General features: G+C 68.1%; 29 protein-coding genes, 1 tRNA gene and 1 pseudogene. 13 read left to right on the forward strand and 18 right to left on the reverse strand.

Going from position 1 to position 25,998, the window contains the following annotated elements; genetic code table 11:
* Positions 1-58 precede the first annotated feature (58 nt).
* The 5 genes and pseudogenes from L2U69_RS17700 (at position 59) to L2U69_RS19310 (ending at position 2,347) form a co-directional block, all read left to right on the forward strand.
* Positions 59-922, forward strand: a complete 864-nt coding sequence (locus tag L2U69_RS17700; protein ID WP_236108463.1) for a DUF2189 domain-containing protein — start codon at positions 59-61, stop codon at positions 920-922.
* A 118-nt stretch (positions 923-1,040) separates the two neighbouring features.
* Positions 1,041-1,499 (forward strand): GNAT family N-acetyltransferase, encoded by a 459-nt coding sequence (locus L2U69_RS17705; RefSeq protein ID WP_236108464.1) that lies wholly within the window; start codon positions 1,041-1,043, stop codon positions 1,497-1,499.
* 33 nt (positions 1,500-1,532) lie between these two features.
* Positions 1,533-1,694: a hypothetical protein gene (locus L2U69_RS17710; protein WP_236108465.1), complete on the forward strand. Its 162-nt coding sequence runs from the start codon at positions 1,533-1,535 to the stop codon at positions 1,692-1,694.
* An 81-nt stretch (positions 1,695-1,775) separates the two neighbouring features.
* The gene (locus L2U69_RS17715; protein ID WP_236108466.1) at positions 1,776-2,057 is read left to right on the forward strand and encodes a CopG family ribbon-helix-helix protein; all 282 of its coding nucleotides are present in this window, start codon (positions 1,776-1,778) and stop codon (positions 2,055-2,057) included.
* A gap of 6 nt (positions 2,058-2,063) precedes the next feature.
* Positions 2,064-2,347 (forward strand): annotated as a pseudogene (locus L2U69_RS19310) (type II toxin-antitoxin system RelE/ParE family toxin).
* A gap of 63 nt (positions 2,348-2,410) precedes the next feature.
* Here L2U69_RS19310 and L2U69_RS17720 read toward each other — a convergent pair.
* Positions 2,411-2,485: transfer RNA gene (locus L2U69_RS17720), tRNA-Gly, on the reverse strand.
* Between the two features lie 106 nt (positions 2,486-2,591).
* Between L2U69_RS17720 and L2U69_RS17725 the strand changes: the two genes are divergently transcribed.
* From L2U69_RS17725 to L2U69_RS17745, 5 genes are all read left to right on the forward strand, one after another.
* Positions 2,592-3,191, forward strand: a complete 600-nt coding sequence (locus L2U69_RS17725; protein ID WP_236108467.1) for a prolyl-tRNA synthetase associated domain-containing protein — start codon at positions 2,592-2,594, stop codon at positions 3,189-3,191.
* Between the two features lie 192 nt (positions 3,192-3,383).
* Positions 3,384-4,319 (forward strand): thioredoxin family protein, encoded by a 936-nt coding sequence (locus L2U69_RS17730; protein ID WP_236108468.1) that lies wholly within the window; start codon positions 3,384-3,386, stop codon positions 4,317-4,319.
* Positions 4,320-4,348: 29 nt separating this feature from the next.
* Complete coding sequence (locus L2U69_RS17735) at positions 4,349-4,999, forward strand: LON peptidase substrate-binding domain-containing protein (RefSeq protein ID WP_236108469.1); 651 nt, start codon at positions 4,349-4,351, stop codon at positions 4,997-4,999.
* Positions 5,000-5,032: 33 nt separating this feature from the next.
* A complete protein-coding gene (locus L2U69_RS17740; protein WP_236108470.1) occupies positions 5,033-5,305 on the forward strand; it encodes a Trm112 family protein in 273 nt (90 codons plus the stop codon).
* A gap of 71 nt (positions 5,306-5,376) precedes the next feature.
* A complete protein-coding gene (locus L2U69_RS17745) occupies positions 5,377-5,733 on the forward strand; it encodes a gamma-butyrobetaine hydroxylase-like domain-containing protein (protein WP_236108471.1) in 357 nt (118 codons plus the stop codon).
* 4 nt (positions 5,734-5,737) lie between these two features.
* On the opposite strand, the gene L2U69_RS17750 is transcribed toward L2U69_RS17745, so the two are convergent.
* The 12 genes from L2U69_RS17750 to L2U69_RS17805 all read right to left on the reverse strand — a co-directional run bounded on the left by L2U69_RS17750 (position 5,738) and on the right by L2U69_RS17805 (position 17,812).
* Positions 5,738-6,235 carry a GNAT family N-acetyltransferase gene (locus tag L2U69_RS17750; RefSeq protein ID WP_236108472.1) on the reverse strand — a complete coding sequence of 166 codons (498 nt, stop codon included), beginning with the start codon at positions 6,233-6,235 and terminating at the stop codon, positions 5,738-5,740.
* 182 nt (positions 6,236-6,417) lie between these two features.
* A complete protein-coding gene (locus L2U69_RS17755; protein ID WP_236108473.1) occupies positions 6,418-7,629 on the reverse strand; it encodes a multidrug effflux MFS transporter in 1,212 nt (403 codons plus the stop codon).
* Positions 7,630-7,957: 328 nt separating this feature from the next.
* Positions 7,958-8,782: an ABC transporter permease gene (locus L2U69_RS17760; protein ID WP_236108474.1), complete on the reverse strand. Its 825-nt coding sequence runs from the start codon at positions 8,780-8,782 to the stop codon at positions 7,958-7,960.
* Complete coding sequence (locus tag L2U69_RS17765) at positions 8,779-9,663, reverse strand: ABC transporter permease subunit (protein WP_236108504.1); 885 nt, start codon at positions 9,661-9,663, stop codon at positions 8,779-8,781. Before L2U69_RS17765 ends, L2U69_RS17760 begins: the two co-directional genes overlap by 4 nt.
* Before the next feature lie 158 nt (positions 9,664-9,821).
* Positions 9,822-10,967: an ABC transporter ATP-binding protein gene (locus L2U69_RS17770; RefSeq protein WP_236108475.1), complete on the reverse strand. Its 1,146-nt coding sequence runs from the start codon at positions 10,965-10,967 to the stop codon at positions 9,822-9,824.
* Between the two features lie 99 nt (positions 10,968-11,066).
* A complete protein-coding gene (locus L2U69_RS17775) occupies positions 11,067-12,167 on the reverse strand; it encodes a polyamine ABC transporter substrate-binding protein (RefSeq protein WP_236108476.1) in 1,101 nt (366 codons plus the stop codon).
* Positions 12,168-12,282: 115 nt separating this feature from the next.
* Entirely contained in the window at positions 12,283-12,822 is a 540-nt protein-coding gene (locus L2U69_RS17780) for a dTDP-4-dehydrorhamnose 3,5-epimerase family protein (protein WP_236108477.1), read from the reverse strand.
* 4 nt (positions 12,823-12,826) lie between these two features.
* Positions 12,827-14,065, reverse strand: coding sequence for a class I SAM-dependent methyltransferase (locus tag L2U69_RS17785; protein WP_236108478.1), 1,239 nt, complete (start codon positions 14,063-14,065; stop codon positions 12,827-12,829).
* A complete protein-coding gene (gene rfbG, locus L2U69_RS17790; RefSeq protein ID WP_236108479.1) occupies positions 14,062-15,126 on the reverse strand; it encodes a CDP-glucose 4,6-dehydratase in 1,065 nt (354 codons plus the stop codon). The genes L2U69_RS17785 and rfbG overlap by 4 nt, the downstream gene beginning before the upstream one ends.
* Positions 15,127-15,130: 4 nt before the next feature.
* The gene (rfbF, locus tag L2U69_RS17795) at positions 15,131-15,913 is read right to left on the reverse strand and encodes a glucose-1-phosphate cytidylyltransferase (protein WP_456243237.1); all 783 of its coding nucleotides are present in this window, start codon (positions 15,911-15,913) and stop codon (positions 15,131-15,133) included.
* A 76-nt stretch (positions 15,914-15,989) separates the two neighbouring features.
* Entirely contained in the window at positions 15,990-17,147 is a 1,158-nt protein-coding gene (locus L2U69_RS17800) for a DegT/DnrJ/EryC1/StrS family aminotransferase (RefSeq protein ID WP_236108480.1), read from the reverse strand.
* Complete coding sequence (locus tag L2U69_RS17805) at positions 17,144-17,812, reverse strand: class I SAM-dependent methyltransferase (RefSeq protein WP_236108481.1); 669 nt, start codon at positions 17,810-17,812, stop codon at positions 17,144-17,146. Before L2U69_RS17805 ends, L2U69_RS17800 begins: the two co-directional genes overlap by 4 nt.
* Before the next feature lie 115 nt (positions 17,813-17,927).
* Between L2U69_RS17805 and L2U69_RS17810 the strand changes: the two genes are divergently transcribed.
* Positions 17,928-18,731, forward strand: a complete 804-nt coding sequence (locus L2U69_RS17810; protein ID WP_236108482.1) for a hypothetical protein — start codon at positions 17,928-17,930, stop codon at positions 18,729-18,731.
* Here the strand turns inward: L2U69_RS17810 and L2U69_RS17815 are convergent.
* The 5 genes from L2U69_RS17815 to L2U69_RS17835 all read right to left on the reverse strand — a co-directional run bounded on the left by L2U69_RS17815 (position 18,722) and on the right by L2U69_RS17835 (position 23,777).
* Positions 18,722-19,588 (reverse strand): glycosyltransferase family 2 protein, encoded by an 867-nt coding sequence (locus L2U69_RS17815; protein ID WP_236108483.1) that lies wholly within the window; start codon positions 19,586-19,588, stop codon positions 18,722-18,724. The genes L2U69_RS17810 and L2U69_RS17815 overlap by 10 nt on opposite strands.
* Entirely contained in the window at positions 19,585-20,232 is a 648-nt protein-coding gene (locus L2U69_RS17820) for a NeuD/PglB/VioB family sugar acetyltransferase (protein WP_236108484.1), read from the reverse strand. Before L2U69_RS17820 ends, L2U69_RS17815 begins: the two co-directional genes overlap by 4 nt.
* Positions 20,229-21,020, reverse strand: a complete 792-nt coding sequence (locus L2U69_RS17825; protein WP_236108485.1) for a glycosyltransferase family 2 protein — start codon at positions 21,018-21,020, stop codon at positions 20,229-20,231. Before L2U69_RS17825 ends, L2U69_RS17820 begins: the two co-directional genes overlap by 4 nt.
* A 19-nt stretch (positions 21,021-21,039) precedes the next feature.
* Positions 21,040-22,959: a threonine--tRNA ligase gene (thrS, locus tag L2U69_RS17830; protein ID WP_236108486.1), complete on the reverse strand. Its 1,920-nt coding sequence runs from the start codon at positions 22,957-22,959 to the stop codon at positions 21,040-21,042.
* A gap of 110 nt (positions 22,960-23,069) precedes the next feature.
* Entirely contained in the window at positions 23,070-23,777 is a 708-nt protein-coding gene (locus L2U69_RS17835; RefSeq protein ID WP_236108487.1) for a winged helix-turn-helix transcriptional regulator, read from the reverse strand.
* A gap of 106 nt (positions 23,778-23,883) precedes the next feature.
* Between L2U69_RS17835 and ribA the strand changes: the two genes are divergently transcribed.
* Both ribA and L2U69_RS17845 read left to right on the forward strand, forming a co-directional pair.
* Positions 23,884-24,978: a GTP cyclohydrolase II gene (gene ribA, locus L2U69_RS17840; RefSeq protein ID WP_236108488.1), complete on the forward strand. Its 1,095-nt coding sequence runs from the start codon at positions 23,884-23,886 to the stop codon at positions 24,976-24,978.
* Positions 24,979-25,093: 115 nt separating this feature from the next.
* Positions 25,094-25,945 (forward strand): hypothetical protein, encoded by an 852-nt coding sequence (locus L2U69_RS17845; protein ID WP_236108489.1) that lies wholly within the window; start codon positions 25,094-25,096, stop codon positions 25,943-25,945.
* The last annotated feature ends 53 nt before the right edge of the window (positions 25,946-25,998 follow it).

The raw sequence follows: 25,998 nt of genomic DNA on the forward strand, positions 1-25,998 counted from the left end.
AACACGGACCGGCCCGCGACATCGTTGCCGTGCCCCCGAACCATCGGGAGGAACGATCATGACCATTCGCAACCCCGTGGAATGGGGTGCCGATTTCCTGTCGGGCGTGGCCCACGGCATCGGCGCCGCCGGCCACGACATCTATCGCGACGAGGATCGATACGCCACCGCCCAGCCGACGATCCGCCGGATCGCCCTGTCGGATCTGGGGGAGGCGCTGCGCCGGGGCTTTCGCGATTTCGCGGCGTGCCGCAGCGACGTCGTCTTTCTGTGCCTGATCTATCCGGTCATCGGGCTGGTGCTCGGGCGGGCCGCCATGTCGGGCGACCTTCTGCCCATGGTGTTTCCCCTCGCCTCCGGCTTCGCCCTGATCGGGCCGCTGGCCGGCGTCGGCCTCTACGAGATGAGCCGGCGGCGGGAACAGGGCCTGCCGGTCGACTGGCGCAAGGCCTTCGGCGTGCTGCGCTCGCCCTCGATCGCCGGCATCGTGCTGCTCGGCGCCCTGCTCGTCCTCGTCTTCTTCGCGTGGCAGTTCGCGGCGCTCGGGATCTATGACGCCACCCTCGGGCCGGCGGCACCCGAATCGCTTTCGACCTTCCTCGAGGACGTCTTCAACACCTCGGCGGGCCTGACGATGACCGCCGTCGGCATCCTTGTCGGCTTCCTCTTCGCCCTTCTGGTGCTGACGATCTCGGTCGTATCCTTTCCGATGATGGTGGACCGCCATGTGCGCGTCGACGTCGCGGTGCTGACCTCGATCCGGGCGGTCGCGGCCAATCCCGTGCCCATGGCGGCCTGGGGCGCCATGGTGGCCGGGCTGCTGCTGCTCGGCACGATTCCCCTGTTCGCCGGCCTGATCGTGGTGTTGCCGGTGCTCGGCCACGCCACCTGGCATCTCTACCGCCGGGTGGTCGCGCGCTGAACGGCGGGCGCCCCCGCCGCCGGGAGGCCGCGCACGCGGGCCCTTGCACCCCGGGCGCCGCCGTTCCACCCTCGCGGTCTGTGACGGACGTTCAGGGAGGCGGCGGTGCCGGCGGGTGATGCGCGGACCATCGACGGGTGAGGACATCAGGCCGGTCGGACCGGCGGACCGGGACGAATGGCTGCGCCTGCGCGGCCTGCTGTGGCCCGACGACGGCGACCATGCGGGCGAGATCGACGCCTATCTCGCCGCGCCGGTGGCGGGCGCCGTCGTCCTCGTGCTGGAAGTGGCGCCCGGCCGACTCGGCGGTTTCATCGAAATCGCCGAACGCGCCCATGCCGAGGGCTGCGTCACCTCGCCCGTCGCCTATGTCGAGGGAATCTTCGTCGAGGCGCCGATGCGGCGCCGGGGCGCCGCCCGCCGCCTGGTGGACGCCGGGGCCGAATGGGCCCGCGCCGCCGGCCACCGGGAACTCGCCAGCGACGCCTATGCCGACAACCGCACCGGCCGGCGCCTGCATCTCGACGCCGGCTTCGAGGAAGTCGCGGAAATCACCTGCTTCCGCCTCGCGCTCTAGGCGCCGGGCCAACCGACAATTCGAGGAAACCCCATGGCACAGCCCCTTCGAAAGCCCCAGGAGCAAAACGACCCGAGAGCCCGGCAGCGCCTGCGCTTCATGTCGCGCCTGCGCCTGATCCTGCTCGTCGTGGTGTCCCTCGCCATCCTGCTGCGCATCGGCCTCGACGCCGGCCAGGAATACGGCTGGTGGTGATGGGCGGGGGGCGGCGCCCATTGTCCGCCGGCCGCACGAGGCCTAGACTTTGTCAGTACATTCTCAGTATGGGGCGATGCCATGACAAAGGAAGCCGTCTTCACCATGAAGCTGGAGCCTGAACTTCGCGCCGCCTTCATGACGGCAGCCGCGAGCGAAGACCGGCCGGCATCGCAGGTGGTGCGGGAATTGATGCGCCGCTACATCGAGGAGCGGCGCCAAGCCCACGAGTACGACGACTTTCTGCGCGGCAAGGTCGAAGCCGGACGAGCCGACATAGCTGCTGGCCGGCATCGCGCCCAGGAGGATGTCGAGGCTGATTTCGCGGCATTGAGGGCTGCGGCCCTGAATAAGGATCAATGACCGCGCTTGAAAGTCCGTTGGGCAGCGGCGGCGGAGGCTGATCGCGCAGCGATCTTCCGCCATATCCTCGCAGAGGATCCTTTGGCGGCCATTCGCATGGACGACGCGTTCACCACCGCCGCCGGACGGCCGGCCGACCACCCCATGCTGGGCATGCCGGGATCGATCGCCGGCACACGCGAGCTGATCCCCATGCAAGCCATCGTCTGGTCTATGAGGTAGACGGCGACACCGTGCTGATTCTGGCGCTGGTGCATACAGCCCGACTTTGGCCCCCGGACCGGCGCTAGGCCGCAAATCTGTTGATCAACCGCTGATCACGGCCGGCAGACACTGAGATTTTGAGAGAAATCTGGAGCGGGCGATGGGATTCGAACCCACGACCCCAACCTTGGCAAGGTTGTGCTCTACCCCTGAGCTACGCCCGCTCGGCGTTCGCGATGTAATGCGCGGCGTTGCATGGGGTGGCTGTTCGCCGGAACGCCGCATCGCGTCGAGGCCGGCACTATACGCAGGCGATCGATCTTTGCAAGCATGTTTTTTTCGGCCCCGTTCCGCTATGACGGGGCCATGGCCCTGACCGATACCGAACTGCTGGCCCAGCTCGACGCGCTCGGCATTCCGCACCGCACCGTCGCCCATGAGGCGGCCCATACGGTGGAGGAGGCCCGGCGCCATCGCGGCACCCTGCCCGGCGGACACGCCAAGAACCTCTTTCTGAAGGACCGCAAGGGCGGCTTCTGGCTGGTGGTGGCCGAGGAGGAGGTGCGGGTCGACATCACCGCGATCGAGAAGCACCTGGGGGCGCCGCGCCTCTCCTTCGCCAGCGCCGAGGCCATGGTGGCCCTGCTGGGGGTGGAGCCGGGCTCGGTCACGCCCTTCGCGCTCGCCAACGAATCGGCGGCCGACGTGCGTCTCGTGCTCGACAGCGGGCTGGCGGCGCTGGATCCGCTGAATTTCCATCCGCTGCGCAACGACCGGACGACGGCGATCGGGCGCGACGATTTCCTGCGCTTTCTCGAGGCGGTGGGCCATGCCCCGGTCATGGTCGACGTCGCGGCCGTGGCGGCGGCCCGGGCCGCGGCCCGCGCGGCGAGGGAAGGGGGCACGGCAAGGCCGGAAGACGGGGCCTGACCGGCGATCCGCGTTCCTGCATCGAAGGGCTGCGCGCCATGGCTTGCCTTCTCGGCCGCTTCGACCAATTTATGGGGGGACGGAAGGCACGGGCCGATCAGGGCGCCGTGCCCCAATGAACGAACAACGGCCCGCCGATGGCGCGGGCAGGCGGCGGTGTCGCGCCGCCCACAACGGACGGATGGGAATTCTATGGAAACCCTCATCGGACAGGCCCCCGCGGGCGGCCCCTCGGGCCAGGGCCCGGGCGCCTCGGACCTGATCAAGGACAGCGGCCTCGCCACCTTCCGCGAGGATGTCCTCGAAGCTTCGCGCCAGGTGCCGGTCATCGTCGATTTCTGGGCGCCCTGGTGCGGGCCCTGCCGCCAGCTGGGCCCGGCGCTGGAAAAGGCGGTCATGGCCGCCGGCGGCGCCGTGCGCATGGTGAAGATCGACGTCGACCAGAACCCCGAGATCGCGGGCCAGATGCGCATCCAGTCGATCCCGGCGGTCTATGCCTTCTTCCAGGGCCAGCCCGTGGACGGCTTCCAGGGCGCCCTGCCCGACAGCCAGGTGAAGGCCTTCGTCGACCGCCTGGTGAAGATGTCCGGCGGCGTCACCCCCGTCGACGAGGTGATGGAATTCGCCCGCACGGCGCTGGCGGAGGGCCGGCTGGACGACGCCGAGGCGGGCTTCGCCGAAGTCCTCCAGGCCGAGGAGCAGCATGCGGGCGCCCTTGCCGGTCTCGCCAAGATCGCCGTCGCGCGCGGCGCGCTCGAGGATGCCGACGAATTCCTGGCCGCCGTGCCCGAGGAGAAGGAGAACGACGCCGAGGTCGCCGGTGCCCGCGCCGCCCTGGCCCTGGCGCGCGAGGCGGCCGGGGCGGACGGTGACCTGGCCCCGCTGCAGGCGGCGGTCGAGGCCGATCCGGCCGATCACCAGGCCCGTTTCGACCTCGCGGTCGGGCTTCATGCCGCCGGCCGCATCGATGCCGCGGTCGACCAGCTTCTGGAAATCGTGAAGCGCGACCGCAAATGGAACGACGAGGCGGCGCGCAAGCAGTTGGTCAAACTGTTCGATGCGCTGGGCTTCGACGATCCCATCGCCATGGATGGACGGCGGCGCCTGTCGTCGATCCTGTTCGCCTAGGCATGTCGGGTCTTCCGGGAGACAGCGGCATGATCGGGCTCGACGAGCTGCCGCGCATCGTGCCGATCTTCCCCCTGACGGGGGTTCTGCTGCTGCCGCGCGCGCGCCTGCCGCTGAACATCTTCGAGCCGCGCTATCTGGCCATGGTGCGCGACGCCCTGGCCGGACCGCGCCTGATCGGCATGGTCCAGCCGCTGGAGCCGAACGACGCCGCCGCCGAGCCGGAAGTGTTCCCGATCGGCTGCCTCGGCAAGATCACCTCGTTCTCCGAGACGGACGACGGCCGCTTCCTCATCACCCTGACCGGCATCCTGCGCTTCCGGATCGAGGAGGAGATGACGCGCATCACCCCCTATCGTCAGGTCGCGGCCGATTATGCCCCCTATCTCGAGGATCTGACGCCGCCTTCCGACGCGGAGGAGGTGAACCGCCGCCGCCTCGCCCCGGCCCTGAAGTCCTATCTCGAACTGCATGGCCTGGCCGCCGACTGGCAGGCGATCGAGAAAGCCCCGGCCGAGACCCTGGTGAATGCGCTCGCCATGATCTGCCCCTTCAGCCCGGCAGAGAAACAGGCGCTCCTCGAAGCCGGCGACATCGCGGCGCGGGCCGAGACCATGATCACCCTTCTCGAAATGGCGCTGGCCGCGCGCACCGGCGGGCCCGAGACGCCGCTGCAATAGGCGCCGGACGGCGCGGAACGGACGACCCTGCCCATGAGCGACCCCCAAGAGAGCCCCCCCCAGGCGAGCCCCCTCCAGGCCCCGGAGACCGAAACCGCCGACAGGAAGGCGGCGCGGAACGCGGTCGACCCGAAGCTGCTGGAAATCCTGATCTGCCCGGCTTCGCGCAAGCCCCTGCGCTATGACCGCGAGCGCAACGAGCTGATCTCGGACGCCGCCCGCCTCGCCTATCCGATCCGCGACGGCGTGCCGATCATGCTGATCGGGGAAGCGCGCAATCTGGACGATTCGGAAGTCGAGGCGTGAGCGGACGGGGCGTGAGCGGACGGGGCGTGAGCGGACGGGGCGTGAGCGGACGGGGCGTGAGCGAACGGGGCGTGAGCGAAGCGCCCTGGCCGCTGGAACTGCGGGTCCGGCGCGAGGATCGCCTGCTGGAGATCGACTGGTCGGACGGGCGGCGCGACCGCCTGCCCGCCGAGATGCTGCGGGTCGAAAGCCCGTCGGCCGAGGTCCAGGGCCATGGCGGCGAGACCAAGAAGATCGTCGCCGGCAAACGCATGGTGGCGATCGTCGGGGCGGAGGCGGTCGGCAATTACGCCGTGCGCCTGATCTTCGACGACGGCCACGACAGCGGCCTCTATACCTGGGAAGCGCTGCGCCGCTTCGGCACCGATCAGGCGCGGATCTTCGCGGATTATCTGGCGGCGCTGGAAAAGCGCGGCCTGTCCCGCTGAGGGATCAGCCGGCGTCGGCCCGGATGTGGCGGTCGAAGACGCGGAAGCCCGCATGGGCATAGGTGGCGATCGCCTTCGGGTGATCGAAATTGTCGGTATGGAGCCAGACCCGCTCCGTCGGGCCGGACCAGATCCGGGCGAGCGCGACATGGAGCAGGTAGGGGCCGAGGCCCCGGCCCTGCAGGCTGGGCACCAGGCCGAAATGGGTGAGCTGCACCTCCGCCCCGCCGACGCCGGTGAATTCGCAGAAACCGCCGGCAATTCCCGTCAGGCGCAGCACATAGACATGATTGGCGGGATCGGCCAGGAAGGCGTCCAGGGCCTCCGCCGACAGGGTCAGGCGGTCGTCCCAGCGCAGCGGATCGCCCACGGCGCGATAGAGCTGGAGATATTCCGCGCGCGACGGCACTTCCCGGCGCACGGTGGCGCAGGTCGGCGCGCACGGCTGGATCCCGCGCGGCGGTGCCAGCATCTCCATATAGGTGACGACCAGTCGGTGCATGTCCTTCGAGCCCGATGCTGTCGCGGGGGCACACGCGCGGCCGCCGGAAGCATTTGTGACAGGGGGAAGCGATGAAACGGGAAAGCCTGGGTGACACCGCCATCGTATCACGACGCGCGCGCCCTGAGCACCGCTTCAATCGCCGATGGGAAGATCCGCGCCCGGTTTTTTCATCCGCGCCCTCACGGCCGCCGGTTCGAGGCGAAGCGAAAGGCGATCTGGGCGACGACGCAGGCGATCGCCAGCACCAGCGCCGCCGACAGCGCCGGGCTGCCGAGAGCGGCGAGCGCGGCGCAGAGCGCGCCGACCGCCATCTGCACGCTGCCGTAGAGACCGGAGGCGGAGCCGACGGCGGCGGGATCGACGCCGAGCGCGCGCGTCATCGCCGCCGGCGAGGCGATTCCCATGCCCAGCGTGAAGAGCGACAGCGCGCCGACCACCAGCGGCACAGATAGCCCATCGGCGAGGACCGCCCCCAGGAAGACGAAGGCGGCCAAGGCCGACAGGCCGTTGCCATAGGCCAGCATCAGCCGCGCCTCGATCCGCGAGACGAGGATGGAGGCGAGCACGCTGCCGATCCAGATCCCGAGGATCAGCAGCGCCAGATAGATCCCGACCTCGACCGGCGGGCGGCCCAATTCATGGACGAAGACGAAGGGCGCCGCCGCGACATAGGCATAGACCGAGGTGGTGGCGCAGGCCCCGCCCAGCGCATAGGCCAGGAAGGCGGGGGATTTCAGGAGACGCCCGTAGTTGCGCGCCACGGCGCCGGCCCCGCCCGGCGCGGCCGTCACGGTCTCGGGCACCAGGCGCCAGGTCAGCAGCAGATTGACGACGCCGAGACCGCCCATCAGCCAGAACAGCGCGCGCCAGCCGGCGGAATCGGCGATGACGCCGCCGATCAGGGGCGCGACGCCGGGGCCGAGGGTGACCATGAGGTTCATCAGGGCGAGGCGCCGCGCCGTGTCGCCCTCGCCCGCGGTGTCGCGTACCATCGCCCGCCCGAGCACGAGCCCGGCACAGCCGCCGAGAGCCTGGAACAGGCGCGCCGCGATCAAGGTGTCGACGTCGGGCGCGAAGGCGGCGAAGAGGCCGGCGGCGGTATAGAGCGCCAGTCCCGCCATCAGCACGGGCCGGCGCCCGAAACGATCGGACAGCGGGCCATAGAGGAGCTGGCCGACGGCGAGCCCGGCGATATAGAGGCTGATCGTCATCTGCATCGCCGAGGCGGGCGCGCCCAGATCGGCCCCGGCCACGGTCAGCGCCGGCACGAAGACATGCATGGCGACCGTGCCGCTGAAGGTCAGCAGCGCCAGCAGCCAGAGCGGGGCCGTCGGCCGTCCGGCCCCCCGGCTCGCCGATGTCGGGGGCGGCGCCTTCGCGGTATCGGTCATGGTCGGAAACCGGACGGCGTGCCGGGCCGGGATTCGGGTTCGCGCGGCCTGACGGGCCACAGCGGCTTGACGGGCCACAGACGAAAGCGCCCGACCGAGGGGGGATCGGCCGGGCGCGCGCGTCCTTGGAACGCGGGTGGCGCCGAGGGGGGATCGGACACCACCGGAAAGACGGCCGGCTCAAATGGGGGGGACGCCGGCGCCTTCCTGTTGAAGCCAAGATGGGGCCATTTGCCCCGGGATTCAACGACAAGCTTCATGCAAACCGCGCATTTCTGCGATGCGGCAATTCCAGCGCACGGTGATACCGCCCGCGCTGGAAAGCCGGTCATTCATTCGCCGCCGCCGCCAGCCGTTCCGCCCGTTGGCGCTCCACCATCGCGCGTTTCTGGATCAGCGAGGCGACGACCACGCCCACCGCCACGATCAGGATCATGATGGTCGACAGGGCGTTAATCTCCGGCTTCACGCCGAGCTTCACGGCCGAGAAGATCTTCACCGGCAGGGTGTCCCAGCCCGGCCCCGAAGTGAAGGACGTGATGACCACATTGTCGAGCGACAGGGTGAAGGACAGCAGCCAGCCCGAGACCAGGGCGGGCGCGATCACCGGCAGGGTGATCACGAAGAAGGTCTTGAACGGCGTCGCCCCCAGGTCCTGCGCCGCCTCCTCGATCGAGCGATCGAAGGAGACGAGGCGCGACTGCACCACCACCGCCACATAGGACATGCAGAATGATGTGTGAGCAATGATCATGGTCCCGAGACCGCGCCCCCAGTCGATCGAGACGAAGAGGAGCAGCAGCGACAGGCCCGTGATCACCTCGGGCATCACCAGCGGCGCATAGATCATGCCGGAGAACAGGGTGCGCCCCCGGAACGAGGTAAAGCGCGCCATGACGAATCCCGCCACGGTGCCGAGCACGACCGACAGGGTCGAGGTCGCGGCCGCCAGGATCAGGGAGACCCAGGCGGCGCCGAGGAGATCGTCGTTCCGGAACAGTTCCCCGTACCATTTCAGGGAAAAGCCACCCCAGACGTTCACCAGCCGGCTCTCGTTGAACGAGAAGAACACCAGAATGAGAATCGGGATGTAGAGGAAGGCGAAGCCGAAGGTCAGCGCCACCAGATTGATCTTGGTCAGCCCCTTGGTCATTGCCCCGCCTCCTGCAGGCGCGCCTGCTGGCGCTGGAACAGGACGATGGGCACCACCAGAATGGCGAGCAATATCACCGAAACGGCGGAAGCCAGGGGCCAGTTCCGCTCGCTGGCGAAGTCGGTGAAGAGCTTGCGCCCGATCACGCGGACATTGTCGCCGACCATGAGTTCGGGGATGACATATTCGCCGACCGCCGGAATGAAGACGAGGAAACAGCCGGCGATGACGCCCGGCATGGCCAGCGGCACGGTGATCGACCAGAACGCCTTGGTCGGGCGGCAGCCGAGATCCGCCGCCGCCTCGAGGAGGGAGAGATCCATCTTCTCGAGGTTGGCATAGAGCGGCAGCACCATGAACGGCAGATAGGAATAGACGATGCCGATATACATCGCCCATTCCGTGCTGAGGATGCGCAGGGGCTCGTCCGGCGGAATGATGCCGAGCGCGATGAGCATCGTGTTCAGGAGGCCGCCCTCGGTCTTCAGGATGACGATCCAGGCATAGACGCGGATCAGGAACGAGGTCCAGAACGGCAGGATCACCAGCATCAGCAGCATGGGCCGGATGCTCTCGCTCGCCCGCGCCATGGCATAGGCCATGGGAAAGCCGATCAGCAGGCAGAGTGCCGTGGAGATCGCCGCGATCTTGGCCGAGTTCAGATAGGCCCTGACATAGGTGTCTTCCGAGAGGACGGTCCAATAGTTGATCAGGTTCAGCTTGAACGTCAGGTAATAGTCGAAGCCGTCGTCCAGGATCTCGACCAGATCCGTATAGGGCGGGATCGCCAGCGCGGTTTCCGAGAAGCTGATCTTCAGGACGATCAGGAACGGCACCAGGAAGAAGACGAAGAGAAAAGTATAGGGAATGGCGATGACCATGCCCTTGCCCGAGAAGCGCCCGACCAGCCAGAGCACGAAGGGCGCCGCCCAGCCGAGACGCGCGCGCACCAGGCGCACGTGAAGCCATTCGGCGAAACCACCCTGGTCCCCGGAGACGAGGACGGCCGACGGGCGGTCGTCGTAGTCGTCGCCCGCGCTCATGACACCAGCACCACGGCGCTGTCCGGGGCCCAGGTCAGATAGACCGTGTCGTCCCAGGTGATCGGCTGCTCGCGGAGCCGCGTGCGATTGGCGACGGCGGCGGTCATCTTGCGGCCGTCGGCGAGGCGCACGTGATAGATGGTGAGATTGCCGAGATAGCCGATGTCCCAGACCGTGCCCTCGATGCAGTTGACCGAGGGATCGGTCGGCGGCGTCAGGGCGACGTCGATCTTCTCCGGCCGGATCGCGGCCCAGACCGTGGCGCCCTGGGCCGCGGAGGTGCCGCGGTCGACATAGATCTCGCCGCCGCCGCCGACGGGCGCGATGCGCACGTGGTCCGCCGCCGCTTCCGACAGGCGCCCTTCGAAGACGTTCACGTCGCCGATGAATTCGGCGACATAGCGGCTGTTGGGGAATTCGTAGATTTCGGTCGGCGTCGCCACCTGGGCGATGCGGCCGTGGTTCATCACCGCGATCCGGGACGAGACGGTCATCGCCTCTTCCTGGTCGTGGGTGACGATGACGAAGGTGATGCCCACCTGCTCCTGGATGTTCATCAGCTCGAACTGGGTCTGTTCGCGTAGCTTCTTGTCGAGCGCGCCGAGCGGCTCGTCGAGCAGCAGCATCTTCGGCTTCTTGACGAGGCTGCGGGCGAGCGCCACGCGCTGGCGCTGCCCGCCCGAAAGCTGATGCGGCTTGCGCTTGGCGAATTTGCTGAGCTGGACGAGCCCCAGCATCTCTTCGACCCTTGCGTTGCGCTCGTCCTTCGGCACCCTGTCCTGGCGCAGGCCGAAGGCGATGTTCTCTTCCACCGTCATATGCGGGAACAGGGCATAGGACTGGAACATCATGTTCACCGGCCGCTCGTAGGGCGGCACGGTCGACATGTCGACGCCGTCGAGTTCGATCCGGCCCGAGGTCGGCCGCTCGAAGCCCGCCAGCATGCGCAGCAGCGTGGTCTTGCCGCAACCCGACGGGCCGAGCAGCGAGAAGAATTCGCGCTGATAGATGTCGATCGACAGATTGTCCACGGCGACGAAGTCACCGAAGGTCTTGGTGACGTTGACGATCCGGATGTATGGCTTGGCCTGCGGATCTTTCCACGGCTCGAACGGTACGCGTGCGGCGGTCGCCGTATTCATGCCCCAACCCCCAATGCACTCCCGGCGCCCCGGGCTCTCGATCAGACGAAACCAGAAGGGCCGGCCCTGTCCCCAGCGCCGGCCCCGAAAGTCGGACGATCAGTCGCCCAGCTTGATGGTTTCCCAGATCTTGTTCAGCACCCGCTGTTCCTTCTGGGAATAGGCGGTGACGAGATAGAGCGTCTTCATCACCTCCGACGGCGGATAGATGCCGGGGTTGGAGGTGACTTCCGGATCCATCAGCGGATCGGCGCCCTTGTTGCCGTTGGCATATTGGGTGGCGGCCGAATTGCGGGCGATCACCTCGGGCGTCATCATGTAGTTGATGAAGGCATGAGCCGCGTCCGGATGCGGCGCATCGGCCAGGATCGCCATCGAATCGAACCAGAGCTGCGCGCCTTCCTTCGGGATCGAGAAGGCGACATTGACACCCGAACCGGCGGCGTCGGCGGCGGCCTTGGCCTGGAAGACGTCACCGTTCCAGGCAATGGCCAGGCAGATGTCGCCGGTCGCCAGCTTGTCGATCATGGACGAGCCTTCGAAGCGGGCGATGAAGGGCCGCACGGCCTCGAGCACCGGCAGCGCCTTCTTCAGGACTTCCGGATCCTTGGAATTCGGATCCTCGCCCAGATAGCGCAGCGCGGCGGGCACGACTTCGTCGGGGGCGTTCAGGAAGGCGATGCCGCAATCCTTGAACTTCGCCGCCACTTCCGGATCGAAGACGATCTTCCAGGAATCGATCGGCGCGTCGGGCATGATCTCCTTGATCTTGTCGACGTTGTAGCCGATCGCGGTCATGCCCCACATGTAGTCGACGGCATGCTCGTTGCCCGGATCGAACAGCGCCATCTTCTCCATGATGTCGGGATCCATGTGGGTGATGTTCGGCAGCTTCGACTTGTCGAGCGCCTGATAGGCCCCGGCCTGGATCTGACGCTCGAGGAAGGCGCCCGACGGGAAGACGACGTCATAGCCGGAATGACCGGCCAGGATCTTGGCTTCCAGGGTGTCGTTCGAATCGAAGGTCGAATAGACCACCTTGATCCCCGTCTCCTTCTCGAAGTCGGCCAGGGTGGTGTCGTCGATATATTCTTCCCAGTTGTAGACGTTGACGACCTTGTCTTCCGCCTTTGCGGCACCCGCGAAGGCGACCGCCGCCACCGCTGTGCTCATCAGGCAGGATTTCAGGGAAAACGACATAGCAGCCTCCGATTATGGGCCGGCGTCTCGATGCCTGGCCCTTCATCAACAACCCACGAGATTAGAACCGGGCCCAATGCGAACGGTCAACAAAAAGGCATGCGACCGTCAAAGATCAGGTGCCGTGGCGCAAAAATGGCCAGTTGCGGTCCTTGTCGTCGATCACCGCGGGCGTTGCCGGCCAGGCGATGGCGAGGGCGGGATCGTCGAAGCGCAGGCCCCGGCCGAAGCCGGGCTCGAAGTTTCGGCCCATCTGGTAGAACACGTCGGTTTCCGGCTCCAGGGTCAGGAAGCCATGGGCGCAGCCCTCGGGAACGAACAGGCCGCGCAGCCCGCCGGCATCCAGTTCGACGCCGGTCCAGCGCAGATAGGTGGCGCTGTCGGGGCGAAGGTCGACGGCGACGTCGAAGATGCGCCCCCGCGTCACGCGCACCAGCTTGGCCTCGGCCCGGGGCGGATCCTGATAATGCATGCCCCGAAGCGTATGGCGCGCCGTGTTACGCGACAGGTTCACCTGGGTCGGGGTGAAATGACCGAGCCCCGCGGCCGCGAATTCGACGGGGCAATAGAGCCGGGCGAAGAGCCCGCGCTCGTCCGCCCTCGGCTCGGCCTCGACGATGGTCACGCCGGCGATCGCCGTGGGCAGGAAGCGCACGGCCCTAGACCTCGCGCATTTCGGGTACGGCGATCCAGAAGCGGCAGCCCGCCGCCTTCATCGCCGCCATGTCCGCCGCCACTTCGGCGGCGATGTTCCACGGCAGGATGACGAGATCGTCGGGCTTCGACGCCGCCAGTTCGTCGGGCGAGACGATGGGGACGTGGCTGCCGGGCAGCAGGCGGCCCTGCTTGGCCGGGTTGCGGTCGGCCACCAGCGTGATGTCGCCGGCGCCGACGCCGCAGAAATTGAGGAAGGTGTTGCCCTTGGCCGCCGCGCCATAGGCGGCCACGCGCCGCCCCTCGGCCCGTGCCTTCGCGAGGAAGTCCAGGAACCCCCGGCGTACCGCCTCGACCCTTGGCGCGAAACCGTCATAGGCCTCGGGCCGGTCGAGGCCGGCGGCCGTCTCCTTGGCGCGGACGGCGAGGAGGCCCGGCCCCTCGCCATGGCCCGCCGCGACCGGGCAGGCGAAGACGCGGAGCGAGCCGCCGTGGGTCGGCAGTTCCTCGACGTCGAAGACCCGGAGACCGACGGCGCCCAGCACCCGCTCCACCACCACGAGGGAGAGATAGGAATAATGCTCGTGGTAGATCGTGTCGAACTGCACCTCGTTGATGAGGTTCAGGAGATGCGGGAATTCGAAGGTTACCACGCCTTCCGGCTTCAGCACTTCGGCGAAGCCGGCCGCGAAAGCGCGGATGTCGGGGACATGGGCGAAGACATTGTTGGCCGCCATCAGGTCGGCGCGCTTGCCCCGGGCGGCGAGGGCGCGGCCGCTGTCCCGATCGAAGAAGGTGACTTCGGTCGGAACGCCGGCGGCGCGCGCCACCTCGGCGACATTCGCCGCCGGCTCGATGCCGAGCACGGGAATGCCGCGTTCGACGAAATGGCGCAGCAGATAGCCGTCGTTCGACGCGACCTCGACCACCAGCGAATCCGGGCCGAGGCCGAAACGTTCGGTCATCGCGTCGGCGTAACGCCTGGCGTGCGCGACCCAGCCCGCCGAATAGGACGAGAAATAGGCATAGTCCGAGAAGATGTCCTCCGCCGGCACCACTTCGTCGACCTGGACGAGGAGACAACTGTCACAGACCCGCGCATGCAACGGATAGGCGCGATCGCGCCCGGCCGCGACGTCGGCGGCGGTGACGTAGGAATTGGCCAGCGGCGTATCGCCGAGGTCGAGGAAGGTACGGGTCAGCGGCGCGCCGCAGAAGCGGCAATCGGGCGTGGCGTCGGTCAAGGCATTTCCTCGAACGCTCGGATCTGGGACAGGGTGAAGGCCCGCATGTCGGCGCCATCCATATGGGCGCGATACCATGCGGCGGTGAAGGCGGGCAGGGCCGCGCCGGTGACGCGGTCGTGCCAGGGCAGGACGGTGCGGGCACGGGTGGAATCGATCGCCAGCGCCTTCATCTCGACCGAGCCGGGCACCGGCCGATGGACATAGTCGCCGCCGGCGGCGAGCGCCGAAAGGACGGCACGGGCAAGCTCGCCCACGGTGCCATCCTCGCCCGGCACCGGCCCGAAGTTCAGGGCCGCCGGCACGTCGCGCCCCTCGACCAGGGCCTGGGCATAGAGCAGATAGCCCGACAGGCAGTCGAGCACATGCTGCCACGGCCGGGTCGCTTCCGGATGGCGCAGCACCAGGGGCGTGCCCGAGCGGACGGCGCGGACGGCATCGGGCACCAGGCGATCGACCGCGAAATCGCCGCCGCCGACGACATTGCCCCCCCGCGCCGTCGCCACCCGGACGCCGGCGGGGATCAGGAAGCTGCGCGCCATGGAGGAGACCGCGATCTCGCAGGCCGCCTTGGAGGCGGAATAGGGATCCTTGCCGCCGAGCGGATCGGCCTCGCGAAAGGCATGGCCGTCCTCGGCATTGGCGTAGACCTTGTCGGAGGTGACGGCCAGGACCGCCTTCAGCCCGTCGACCGCGCGCAGCGCCTGCAGCAGATGGACCGTGCCCATGACGTTGGTGGCGAAAGTCTCCACCGGTTCGGCGAGCGAACGGCGGACGATCGGCTGGGCCGCCATGTGGAGCACGATCTCGGGCTGGATGTCGGTCACCACCTGGGTCACGGCATCGGGATCACGGAGGTCGGCGACATAGGAATCGACCAGCCCCTCGACATGGGCGGCATGGTAGAGCGCCTCGTCCTCCGCCGGCAGGGCGAGACCCGAGACCCGCGCCCCGAGCCTGTTCAGCCAGAGCGCGGCCCAGGCGCCCTTGAAGCCGGTATGGCCGGTCAGCAGGACGTGGCGCCCGGCCCAGAAGGCGGAATCGGGAAGCGCCGCCGCCATGGGATCAATCCTTCCAGCGGCGCCAGGGCGCCTTGCCCGAGGCCCAGAGGGATTCGAGCGCATTCTTGTCGCGGAGCGTATCCATGGCGTGCCAGAAGCCGGTGTGACGGAACGCGGCGAGTTGTCCGTCCCGCGCCAGACCTTCGAGGGGGGCGGCTTCCCACGGTGTCGCGTCGCCCTCGATGCGGTCGATCACGGCGGGATCGAGCACGAAGAAGCCGCCGTTGATGAAGGCATTGTCGCCCGGCGGCTTTTCGGTGAAATCGGACACCAGATCGCCCTCGATGCGGAGCGCGCCATAGCGCCCGGGCGGGATCACCGCGCCCACCGTCGCCAGCTTGCCGTGTTCGCGGTGGAACATGATCGAGCGGGCGATGTCGATGTCGGAGACGCCGTCGCCATAGGTCAGGCAGAAGGGCTCGCCCGGATTCAGATAGTCGCGCACGCGCTTCAGCCGGCCGCCGGTCATGGTCTCCAGCCCGGTATCGACCAGGGTGATCTTCCACGGTTCGGCGAAGGTCTGGTGGTAGGTGACGCGGCCCGAGATCGCGTCGATCGTCACGTCCGAATGATGCAGGACGTAGTTGGCGAAATATTCCTTGATCATATAGCCGCGATAGCCGCAGCAGATGACGAAGTCGTCGATGCCGTGATGGGCGTACATCTTCATGATGTGCCACAGGATCGGCCGCCCGCCGATCTCGATCATCGGCTTCGGCCGCAGATGGGATTCTTCCGAAATGCGGGTGCCGAGGCCCCCCGCCAGGATCACGACTTTCACAGCCACCCCAATTCGCTGTGGGCCCGGCGCCGAAGGCGCCGGTCACCCGAAAGGAAGCGGGCGTCGCCCGCGCCCCTGCCCCTTACCCGATTCCGAGGGCGTCCGCCAGTACGCGGCAGACCAGATCGACCTTGGCTTCGTCCATGTTGTAACCGGACGGCAGATTGACGCCGCGGTCCGCCGCCGCCCGGCCCTTCGGCACAGCGGGCAGGAAGCGGGCCGCCGCCGGCTTGCCGGCGAAGGCTTCGAGATCGGTCAGCACCGAGAAGAAGGGCCGGCTGTCGACGTTTCGCGCCCGGAGCCGCGCCATCAGCTCGAACTTGTCGATGCCATGGGCCGCGTCGGGCACCACGGTCACCATCCAGAAGGAATTCTCCACCCCCGGCGGCTCGGCGTTGATGGCGATGCCGTTCATGCCCGCCAGGCGCTCGCGGTACCAGCCGAAGATGGCGCGCTTGCGCGCGATCAGGGCGTCGATCCGTTCCATCTGGGCGAGGCCGAGGGCGGCCTGCACCGCGCTCATCTTGTATTTGAAGGCGATCTCGGTGTTCTGGAAGAAGCGGTCGCCCGGCGGCCGCCCGTGATCGCGCAGCGTATTCACGCGCGCCAGCAGCCGATCGTCGCTGGTCGCCAGCATGCCGCCCTCGCCGGTGACCAGGGTCTTGGAGCCGTGAAAGGAAAAGGCCGAGACGTCGCCCCAGCACCCGGCCGGGCGGCCATCGAGGCGCGAGCCCAGCGCCTCCGCCGCGTCCTCGATGAGGGCGAGGCCGTGGCGGTCGGCGATGGCGCGCAACGCCGGCCAATCACACATCGAACCATAGAGATCGACACCGATGATCGCCCTGGTCGCCGGCGTGATCGCCGCCTCGACGGCCGCCGGATCCAGGCACCAGGTATCGGGATCGATATCGGCGAAGACGGGCTCCGCCCCGACATAGGAGACCGGCGCGACCGAGGCGATCCAGGTCACCGCCGGCACGATCACCTCGTGCCCCGGCCCGACGCCGAGGGCGGCGAGCGCCAGATGCAGCGCCGCCGTCGCATGGGGCACCGAGACCGCATGACGGGTGCCGACATAATCGGCGAAACGCTGTTCGAACAGGCGGTTGAAGCGGTAGTGGTCCGGCCCCCAGGCGGTCAGCGCCGCCTCCCGGCACAAGTCCCCTTCACGCTCGGTGATCCAGGGGGCGGCGACGGGAATGAGCTCGGGCGCGACGAGCCCCGGGGAATGGACGGTCACAGACGGCCCCAGCCGAACTGATGATTGAAATAGCCTGGCGGGGTGCGGGGCTTCAGGCGCTTCCAGACGGAAATGCCGAAGCGGTTGTCGAAATTGCGCAGCAGGGTGAATTCGCGCGACCGCAGCAGATCGTCGAACACGCGCTTGCAGTCCCAGACGGCGGCCGTGTCGTGCAGCACCATGATCGCATTCTCGCGCAGCATCAGCTTCATCATGAAGATGTCCTGGCGCAGGCCGCGATAGGAATGATCGCCGTCGACGAAGGCGAAATCGACCTTGCCGCGCCACGGCGCCAGTTGCTCGCGCACTTCCTTGTCGTGGCTGTTGCGGATGATCTCGCAGATGAATTCGGTCTTCACCATCGGCTTGATGCGCGCCCAATGGGGGAACAGCACGTGGCGGCCGTCGTCTACGATGATGGTCTTCTTCGCGTCGAAATAGTCGCGCAGGAACTTGGTCTGGCCGCCGGACGCGATCCCGAGATCCAGCGTCAGATCCGCACCCTGCACTTCCTTCGCCAGGAAATGCACCAGCGCCGCGAATTCCTCCGGATCCTGTTGAAGATAAAGCCCGCCTTCCTTCACCGGATAGCCGAAGAATTCTTGCTGGGAGGAGCCGGCTTCCTTAACCAACTCGACCATTTCACTATAGGACGGCACCGACATCTTGCCACTGACCTTTCGGGAACCTGCGCACCATGGATGGTTTGGGGGATAGGGCTAGCATACGACACGTTGCCATGCTATCGGGAAATCGCCTCGACGGAGTTCCCGGTCCCGCATGTCTCTCGGCGTCGTCTATCTCTCGCGCCACGCCAACCCGAGGCGCTATTTCCTCCGCTTCCTGCAAAGCCTGGCCGAGCATGGCGCCGGCGTGCCCTATGACCTGATCGTCATCCAGAAGGGCTATCCGGAAGCGGCCAAAGATCCGGCCCTCGACGGCTTCACGGCGCCGGGCCTGCAACGGATCCTGGTCTTCCATGCCTCGGACGAGACTTTCGCCACCAATGTCTTCTTCGACGTCGCCGGCGCCTATGATCACGACCACCTGCTCTATTTCGTTTCCTGGTCCCGCGTGCTGGCGCCCGATTGGGGCCGGCTCATGCTGGGCGCTTATGACGCGGTGCCGGCTTGCGGCGTGGTCGGGGCATCGTCGGGCTGGGAGGCGTTGAACGAGACGACGCCCTTTCCCAATCCCTCGATCCGCACCACCGGCTTCCTGATCGAGCGCGCGCTGTTCGCCGCGCTCGACTTTCGCGACCGCGAGCGCAAATACGGCGGCAACCTGTTCGAAGCCGGTCCCGATTCCATGACCCGTCAGATCGAGCGGCGCGGCCTCGTGCCCGTGGTCGCCGATCGTTTCGGCCACTATTGGCTGACCGCCGACTGGCCGAAGAGCCGGACTTTCCGCAGCGGCGATCAGGAAGGCCTGATCTTCGCCGACAACCGCACCCACGCCTATGACGCCGGCAGCAATCGCAAGCGCCGCAAGCTTGCCCGTCTCAATTGGGGCGATGATGCCATGGTGACCGGGGTCGACCCGCTGCGCCGCCTGTGGCGACGCTTCGTCTGGTCCTATCGCTGAGCCTTGAGACGCAGCTTCAGGAGTTTCTGACGGCTGCCGACCCGATCGCTGGTGAAACGGTCGATGGCGAGGCCGAGGCGCAGCCGGTCGAGCGCGGGAAGCGCGTCGAAGCCCGCCTCCGCCCGGCACAGATGCGCGAAGAGATCGCGCCGCGTCTTCAGATCCGCGGCATCGCGCGGCGCGGCCTGACTGGCATGCTGGGACGGCTTGGCGAAGATCCGCTGGCGGAACACCGCCGCGTCCGTGCCGCCGATGCCGCCGCCGACCAGGGCGGCATAGATCATCAGGAAGTCGGAGGCCCAGGCATAGGGATAGGCGCCATAGATCCGGTGCCAGATGTCGTGGATCGCCGCGCGCCGCCACAGGCCGTAGAACCAGGACTGGTGCATGACGCCCAGATTGGCGGTGATGTTCGACACCCGCCCGCTCTTCCGCGCCAGGCGAAAGGGAATCTCGCGCGTCCGGGCGATGGTGCCGTCGGGCATGATCTTCTCGCTGACGACCCGGCTCGCCGCCAGCGCCAGCCCCTCGTCGCGGTCGAGGACGGCCGCCGTCTTCTCGATGAAATCATCGCTGCTGAGATCGTCGTGGGCGCGCCACATGAAGTAGGGCGTGTCGGCGGCATCCAGCACGTCGGCGAAATTCCGCGCCGGGCCCCGGTTCTCCGCCTGCCGGAAATAGGTGAAGCGGGGATCGCGGTCGCAGAAGGCGCGGACGATGGCCGGCGTCTCGTCGGTCGAGCGATTGTCGAACACGAGCACCTTGAAGTCGCCGCGCGTCTGGCGCTCCAGGCAGGCCAGGGATTCGGCGAGATGGGAGGCGCCGTTGTAGACCGGTACGCCGACAGTGATCTTCATCGCGGCTCCTGTACGCGCGCGGGATTGCCGACGACCACGGCACCGGGAGCGACGTCGCGGGTGACCACCGCGCCCGCGCCGATCACGGCATCGTCGCCGATCCGGATCCGGGGCAGCACCACGGCGCCGGCGCCGACGAAACAATTGATGCCCAACACCACCTCGCCGCAGAGCGTGGCGCCCGGACCGACGTGACAGCCGGGGCCGAGACGGCAATCGTGATCGACGCCGGCATTGGTGTTGAGAATGCATTGTTCGCCGAGCACGGCCCCCGCCGCGAGCACGGCGCCGGCCAGGATCTGGCAGCCGGGCGCGGTTTCGGCGAAGGGCTCGACCACGGCGGCGGCATGGCGGATCTCCGGCAGGGCATGCCCCTCCCGCCCCAGGCGCGCGGCGATTTCCAACCGGTCCCGGCCGCGCGAACCGCCGATCGCGACCAGCAGTCCGGGCAGGACGTCGCCCCGGAAACCGGCGCGCCATTGCCGATATCCGGCCTCGCCGACGAAGAGCGGGGCATCGTCCCACGGCGCCGGCACGGGCGAACGGTCGAACACGGCCTCGATGCCGGTGCCGGCCGCCGCCAGGATGGCGCGCAGCACCCGCGCCTGCCCGGTCGCGCCCCAGAGGATGACGGCGCCGCTCAAGACCGTCCCCCGCGCTTCTTCGCGATCAGCCCGGCCTCATGCAGCTTGGCGAGGCGCATGAGGCGGAAATAGGCATAGGTCGCGGCCACGGAAACGCCATAGAGCCCCATGAGGAAGTAACGCCGCCCGACATAGGCCTTGAGGAAGGAGAAGGGGAATTCGATGACCAGCCGCGCGCCCGAGACTTTCCGCCCCTTGGCCAGCATTTCCTGGAGCTGGTGGTCGGTATAGGCGTTCGATTTCTCGATGAGATGCGAGAGGGAGCGGATCGACTGATGCAGGATGCCGCCCGTCATGCGCCCGGTGGTCACGCCATCGCCCAGCACCACGCGGTCATGGACCTTGCTGTCGGCATAGCGCGAGCGCGCGCGGTCGTAGAGCCGCACGGGGTCGTATTCGAAGGCGCCGGGGGTCGGCCGGTCCTGATGGGGGTAGAGCTGGAGGATCGGCGTGTGATAGGCGCCGTGCTCGGGCCGGCCGGCCGCGAAGAGGGCGCGGATCTCGTCGGCCAGTTCGGGCGTCACCCGCTCGTCGGCGTCGAGGTTCAGAACCCAGTCGTTGGCGCAGAGGCTTTCCGCGTAACGCTTCTGCGGGCCGTAACCCGGAAAGTCGTTGTGGACGACACGGGCGCCGAGCCGTTCCGCCAGCGCCACCGTGCCGTCGCCGGAGCCGCTGTCGACGACGACGATGTCGCCGGTCAGCGGCTTCAGGCTCTCGATGGCGGGGCCGAGGCGGTCCTCTTCATTCAGGGTGATGATGAAGGCCGACAGCGGCAGCTCTCTGGTCACGGTCGGCCCCCTTCTCTCGTCACGCCGGCGGCAGGGCTTCCCCGGCGAGCTTATCCAGCGCCTCGGTCAGGTCGATCACCGACTGCTTGCCGCCGAGCAGGGTGCGCAGCGCGACCTGGCGGTTCTCCGCCTCGCGCCGGCCGAGGACGATCATATAAGGCGCCTTGGCCAGCGAATGCTCGCGCACCTTCAGATTGATCTTCTCGTTCCGCAGGTCCGTCTCGACCCGAAGGCCGCGCGCCTTCAGGAGGCCGGCCACCTCTTCGGCGTAATCGTCGGCGTCCGAGGTGATGGTGGCGACCACCACCTGGGTCGGCGCCAGCCACAGCGGCAGGTGACCGGCGTAATGCTCGATCAGGATGCCGATGAAGCGTTCCATCGAACCGAGGATCGCCCGATGCAGCATGACCGGACGCTGCTTCGAGCCGTCGGCCGCGATATAGCTCGCGTCGAGGCGCTGGGGCAGCAGGCTGTCGAGCTGCAGGGTGCCGCACTGCCAGGTCCGGCCGATGGCGTCGCGCAGATGGAATTCGATCTTCGGGCCATAGAAGGCGCCGTCGCCTTCCGAGACCGTATAGGACATGCCGGCGGCGGAGATGGCGGCGGCCAGATCGCCCTCGTTCTGATCCCATTCCGCGTCGGTGCCGATGCGCTTTTCGGGGCGCGTCGCCAGCACGACCTGGAAATCGTCGAAGCCGAGATCGGCATAGACACTTTCCAGGAGGCGGCAGAACTTCCGCGTCTCCTCCACCACCTGTTCGGGGGCGCAGAAGACATGGGCGTCGTCCTGCACGAACTGGCGCACGCGCATGATGCCATGCAGCGCGCCCGAGGGTTCGTTCCGGTGGCAGCAGCCGAATTCGGCCATGCGGATCGGCAGGTCGCGATAGGAGACGAGACCCTGCTTGAAGATCTGCACGTGGCCGGGGCAGTTCATCGGCTTCACGCCCAGGGTGCGCTTACCTTCCTCCAGCGGCACCTTCATCATGTTGTCGCCATACATCTCCCAGTGGCCCGAGGCGATGAACAGCGAACTGTCGATGAGCTGTGGCGTGCGCACCTCCTCGTAACCGTCCGCCTCGATCTTGCGACGGATGTAGTTTTCGAGGGCGCGATAGAGGGTCCAGCCCTTGGCGTGCCAGAAGATGGAGCCGACGGCTTCCTCCTGGATGTGGAAGAGATCCATCTCGCGGCCCAGCTTGCGGTGGTCGCGGCGCTCCGCTTCCTCCAGCCGGTGGAGATAGTCCTTCAGCTCCTTCTCGTCGCGCCACGCCGTCCCGTAGACGCGCTGGAGCATGGCGTTCCGGTGATCGCCGCGCCAATAGGCGCCGGCCACCTTCATCAGCTTGAAGCCGTGGCCGAGCTTTGCCGTCGAGGGCAGATGCGGGCCGAGGCAGAGGTCGATGAAGCCGCCCTGGCGATAGAGGCTGATCTGTTCGCCCGCCGGGATGTCGCGGATGATCTCGGCCTTGTAGATCTCGCCCTTCGAGAGGAAGAAATCGGCCGCCTCGTCGCGGTCCCAGACCTCGCGGCTGATCGCCTCGTCGCGGTCGACGATCTCGTGCATGCGCTTCTCGATCACCGCCAGATCATCCGGGGTGAAGGGTTCGTCGCGCGCGAAATCGTAGTAGAAGCCGTTCTCGATCGACGGGCCGATCGTCACCTGGGTGCCGGGAAACAGCTCCTGCACCGCCTCCGCCATGACATGGGCGCAGTCGTGGCGCAGCAGGTCCAGGGCTTCGTCGGACTTGCGGGTGACGATTTCGACCTTGGCGTCCCTGTCGATCTCGTGTGCGAGATCGACGAGGCGGCCGTCGACGCGCATGGCGAGCGCCGCTTTGAGAAGACCGGGACCGATGTCGGCGGCAAGGGTAGTGCCGCTGACCGGCCCCGGATAGGAGCGCAGGCTGCCGTCCGGCAGGGTCAGCGATACCGACATGATCGTGGTCTCCATCCGAGAATGCTCAGCCCGATGAACTCGGGATCGGCAACTTCCTGTCTCCACCGGTCTCTGTCAAGCCGCAGCGGGCGGGAGGCGGGGTCGCGGAATCAGGCGAGCGCCAGGCGATATCCGCCGCCCTCGGCCTTGATCAGGGCGGCGCCGCCGGCGACCGCGCGCGCCAGCTTGCGGCGCAGACGGTAGACATGGGTCTCGATCGTGTGGGTGGCGACGGCGCCGCCATAACCCCAGACGTCGGCCAGCAGGGTCTCGCGCGGGACGACGCGGCCGATGGCCGCGGCCAGACGGGCGAGGATCTGGGTCTCCTTGTCGGTCAGGCGGACCTCGCCGCCGGCACCGACCAGGGTGCGCGACGAGGCGAACAGCCGGCACGGCCCGATGACCAGGGAACCCGCCCCGGCGGCGAGGCCGGCACGGACACCGTCGACCAGCGCCTCGACGCGCAGGGGTTTCCGCAGCAGGAGCACCTGGCCGCCGGGACCGGCCGGCGGCCTTGCGTCGTCCGCCGCCGCCAGCGCGATCACCGGCACCATGCAGCCGGCGGCGATCACGCGGGCGTCGGCGCCTTCGACAGCGGCGGCGCGATCCACGAGGATCAGGTCGGCCGCGCCGATGCCGTCGCCGGCCGCATCCAGCGCGCAGACGGCGACGGGAAAGCCGGCGTCGCGCAGCGGCTCGGCCAGGGCGCGGGCCAGGATGTCGTCGTCCACGGCCACCAGCAGGCGTCTGGCGGCTATATCCCCCTCGGGGGCGTGCGCGCCGCGGGGGGCGCGCGTCGCTTCGGCACGATTCGTCATTGCGGCGGATTCTGCGGCTTGTCCCCGCGCCCCGCAAGGGAGCCATGACGCGACGTCGTCGATCATCGGCTGCATCGGGGGAAAACTTGTGCTTAGACTGCGCGCCATGTCGTCACCTTTCGGTCATGCCCCCGTTTCCGGCCTCGTCACCGTCGATCGCGCCGCGTCCGAGCTTCGGCGCGGGCTCGACGTCGTGGTCGAGGATGGCGACGGCAACGCGCTCCGCATCGCCGCCGCCGAATATGCAACCCCGGAACGGCTGGCCGGTTTCGCCGCGCCCGGCGCACGGCTGCTGCTCACCAATCGCCGGGCCGCGACCCTGAAGATCCGGCCGCTGGTGGGCGATCCGGTCGCCCTTCCCCTGGACGGGGCGGCGATCGACGCCGCCACCATCGCCTCCCTTGCCGATCCGACGGCCGACCTCGACCATCCCCTGCGCGGGCCCTTCGCGGTGCTGCGGCGCGGCCCCCTGGCGGCCGAATTCGCCGCCGTCAAGCTGTTGAAACTGGCGCGCCTGCTGCCCGCCGTCCTCGCCGTCGAGGCCGGCGCGGCCGACGACGGCCTGCTGCGCGTGCCCGCCGCCGACATCACCACCTATGACGAGGAAGCGGCGCGCGGGCTGCGCATCGTCTCCGACGCGCGGGTGCCGCTGGCCGATGCCGAGGCGGCGCGCATCATCGGCTTTCGCCCGGCCGACGGCGGGATCGAGCATCTGGCGATCCTGATCGGCGACCCGCCCCGCCACGAGCCGGTGCTGGGGCGCCTGCATTCGGAATGCTTCACCGGCGATCTTCTGGGTTCGCTGCGCTGCGACTGCGGGGAGCAGTTGCGCGGCGCCATCCGGGCCATCGCCGAGGCGGGCGGCGGTGTCCTTCTCTACCTGGCGCAAGAAGGGCGCGGCATCGGCCTGATGAACAAGCTGAAGGCCTATCGCCTGCAGGACCAGGGTTTCGACACGGTCGAGGCCAACGAGCGCCTGGGCTTCGATCCGGACGAGCGCGTATTCCGCCCGGCGGCCGAGATGCTGCGCCTGATGGGCTTCGACGCGGTGCGCCTGATGACCAACAATCCGGAGAAGGTGGCCGGCCTGCAGGCGGCGGGCATCAATGTCGTGGAACGGGTGCCCCACGCCTTCCCGGCCAACAACCACAATGAATTCTACCTGGCGACCAAGAAGGCCAAGAGCGGCCACCTGCTGTGAAGATTCGACCCGGCAAACCCTGCCGGGCACAGTTTCCGCCGGAACCAACTCCTTGATTTTCTAGGAAATTCTACTGGCCCGACGCTTGCAACGGTGATCCCGGAAAGGATCGCCGATGACTGTCGAAGCCACAGACGCCCATAGCCGCCGACTGCCCGTGCTGCTGCCCGGCAAGCGCCGGGACATGGATGCGGACACCGCCGCCTATATGGCGCCGACCCGGCCGGGCGATCCCGAGGCGTCGTTCGGCGACTTTCTCGACATCATCAATCCGCTGCAGCACATCCCCATCGTCTCCAGCATCTATCGCGGCATCACCGGCGACGAGATCGGCCCCGTCGCGCGCATCGTCGGCGGCGCGCTCTATGGCGGCGTGGTCGGCGCCGGCGTCGCCATGGCCGGTGCCCTGGTCGAACAGGTGGCCGGCGAAGCGCCCGACGAACTGGTCGTGACCGCCCTCGGTTTCGGTCGCGGCGAAGCGGTCACCGGCACCGCCGTCGCCGCCGGCCCGGGCGGCCTGATCGCCGAAGCCGGCACGCGCGTCGCCGACGCGGCGACCACGGCCCCCGCTCCCACGGCGATTGCTGCGACACCGACGTCCCCCGGCCCGAACAACGGAGAGACTGCCATGGCCCAGGCGAAACCCGTCTCCAACCCCGCGACCGGGACCGTGCCGCAGCTGAGCCCGGCCGCCTTCGACACGCTGATCCGCGCCATGGGCGGCGAGGAGACCGCGGCCGCCGAAGCCGCCAGTACCGAAACGGCGACCGCCGCCGCCGGCGCGACCGAGGACACGCGCCGCTTCTTCCCGGCGCATCGGACCGGCACCCGGGCGCCTCGCCCGGTGCCCATGGACATCCGCGCCGAGGACAAGGCCGCCTATGACGACGCGCTGCGCCTGATGCGCCAGAACATGGACCGCTATTCGGCGGGCGGGCTTGCCGGCACCGTCGCCGCCGTGCCCTGAACCATCCGCGGCGCGGCCCCTTCCCTCGGGACGCGCCGCATCCATGTAAGGAA

The organism is Zavarzinia marina (assembly GCF_021568905.1).
GTDB lineage: Bacteria > Pseudomonadota > Alphaproteobacteria > Zavarziniales > Zavarziniaceae > Zavarzinia > Zavarzinia marina.

What these genes read in the sequence shown, in the direction of transcription:
- L2U69_RS17700 (WP_236108463.1), top strand. Translation starts at nt 59, where the DNA reads ATGACCATTCGCAACCCCGTGGAATGGGGTGCCGATTTCCTGTCGGGC.
- L2U69_RS17705 (WP_236108464.1), top strand. Translation starts at nt 1,041, where the DNA reads ATGCGCGGACCATCGACGGGTGAGGACATCAGGCCGGTCGGACCGGCG.
- L2U69_RS17710 (WP_236108465.1), top strand. Translation starts at nt 1,533, where the DNA reads ATGGCACAGCCCCTTCGAAAGCCCCAGGAGCAAAACGACCCGAGAGCC.
- L2U69_RS17715 (WP_236108466.1), top strand. Translation starts at nt 1,776, where the DNA reads ATGACAAAGGAAGCCGTCTTCACCATGAAGCTGGAGCCTGAACTTCGC.
- L2U69_RS17725 (WP_236108467.1), top strand. Translation starts at nt 2,592, where the DNA reads ATGTTTTTTTCGGCCCCGTTCCGCTATGACGGGGCCATGGCCCTGACC.
- L2U69_RS17730 (WP_236108468.1), top strand. Translation starts at nt 3,384, where the DNA reads ATGGAAACCCTCATCGGACAGGCCCCCGCGGGCGGCCCCTCGGGCCAG.
- L2U69_RS17735 (WP_236108469.1), top strand. Translation starts at nt 4,349, where the DNA reads ATGATCGGGCTCGACGAGCTGCCGCGCATCGTGCCGATCTTCCCCCTG.
- L2U69_RS17740 (WP_236108470.1), top strand. Translation starts at nt 5,033, where the DNA reads ATGAGCGACCCCCAAGAGAGCCCCCCCCAGGCGAGCCCCCTCCAGGCC.
- L2U69_RS17750 (WP_236108472.1), bottom strand. Translation starts at nt 6,235, where the DNA reads ATGCACCGACTGGTCGTCACCTATATGGAGATGCTGGCACCGCCGCGC.
- L2U69_RS17755 (WP_236108473.1), bottom strand. Translation starts at nt 7,629, where the DNA reads ATGACCGATACCGCGAAGGCGCCGCCCCCGACATCGGCGAGCCGGGGG.
- L2U69_RS17760 (WP_236108474.1), bottom strand. Translation starts at nt 8,782, where the DNA reads ATGACCAAGGGGCTGACCAAGATCAATCTGGTGGCGCTGACCTTCGGC.
- L2U69_RS17765 (WP_236108504.1), bottom strand. Translation starts at nt 9,663, where the DNA reads ATGGTCATCGCCATTCCCTATACTTTTCTCTTCGTCTTCTTCCTGGTG.
- L2U69_RS17770 (WP_236108475.1), bottom strand. Translation starts at nt 10,967, where the DNA reads ATGAATACGGCGACCGCCGCACGCGTACCGTTCGAGCCGTGGAAAGAT.
- L2U69_RS17775 (WP_236108476.1), bottom strand. Translation starts at nt 12,167, where the DNA reads ATGTCGTTTTCCCTGAAATCCTGCCTGATGAGCACAGCGGTGGCGGCG.
- rfbG (WP_236108479.1), bottom strand. Translation starts at nt 15,126, where the DNA reads ATGGCGGCGGCGCTTCCCGATTCCGCCTTCTGGGCCGGGCGCCACGTC.
- L2U69_RS17805 (WP_236108481.1), bottom strand. Translation starts at nt 17,812, where the DNA reads ATGTCGGTGCCGTCCTATAGTGAAATGGTCGAGTTGGTTAAGGAAGCC.
- L2U69_RS17810 (WP_236108482.1), top strand. Translation starts at nt 17,928, where the DNA reads ATGTCTCTCGGCGTCGTCTATCTCTCGCGCCACGCCAACCCGAGGCGC.
- L2U69_RS17815 (WP_236108483.1), bottom strand. Translation starts at nt 19,588, where the DNA reads ATGAAGATCACTGTCGGCGTACCGGTCTACAACGGCGCCTCCCATCTC.
- thrS (WP_236108486.1), bottom strand. Translation starts at nt 22,959, where the DNA reads ATGTCGGTATCGCTGACCCTGCCGGACGGCAGCCTGCGCTCCTATCCG.
- L2U69_RS17835 (WP_236108487.1), bottom strand. Translation starts at nt 23,777, where the DNA reads ATGACGAATCGTGCCGAAGCGACGCGCGCCCCCCGCGGCGCGCACGCC.
- ribA (WP_236108488.1), top strand. Translation starts at nt 23,884, where the DNA reads ATGTCGTCACCTTTCGGTCATGCCCCCGTTTCCGGCCTCGTCACCGTC.
- L2U69_RS17845 (WP_236108489.1), top strand. Translation starts at nt 25,094, where the DNA reads ATGACTGTCGAAGCCACAGACGCCCATAGCCGCCGACTGCCCGTGCTG.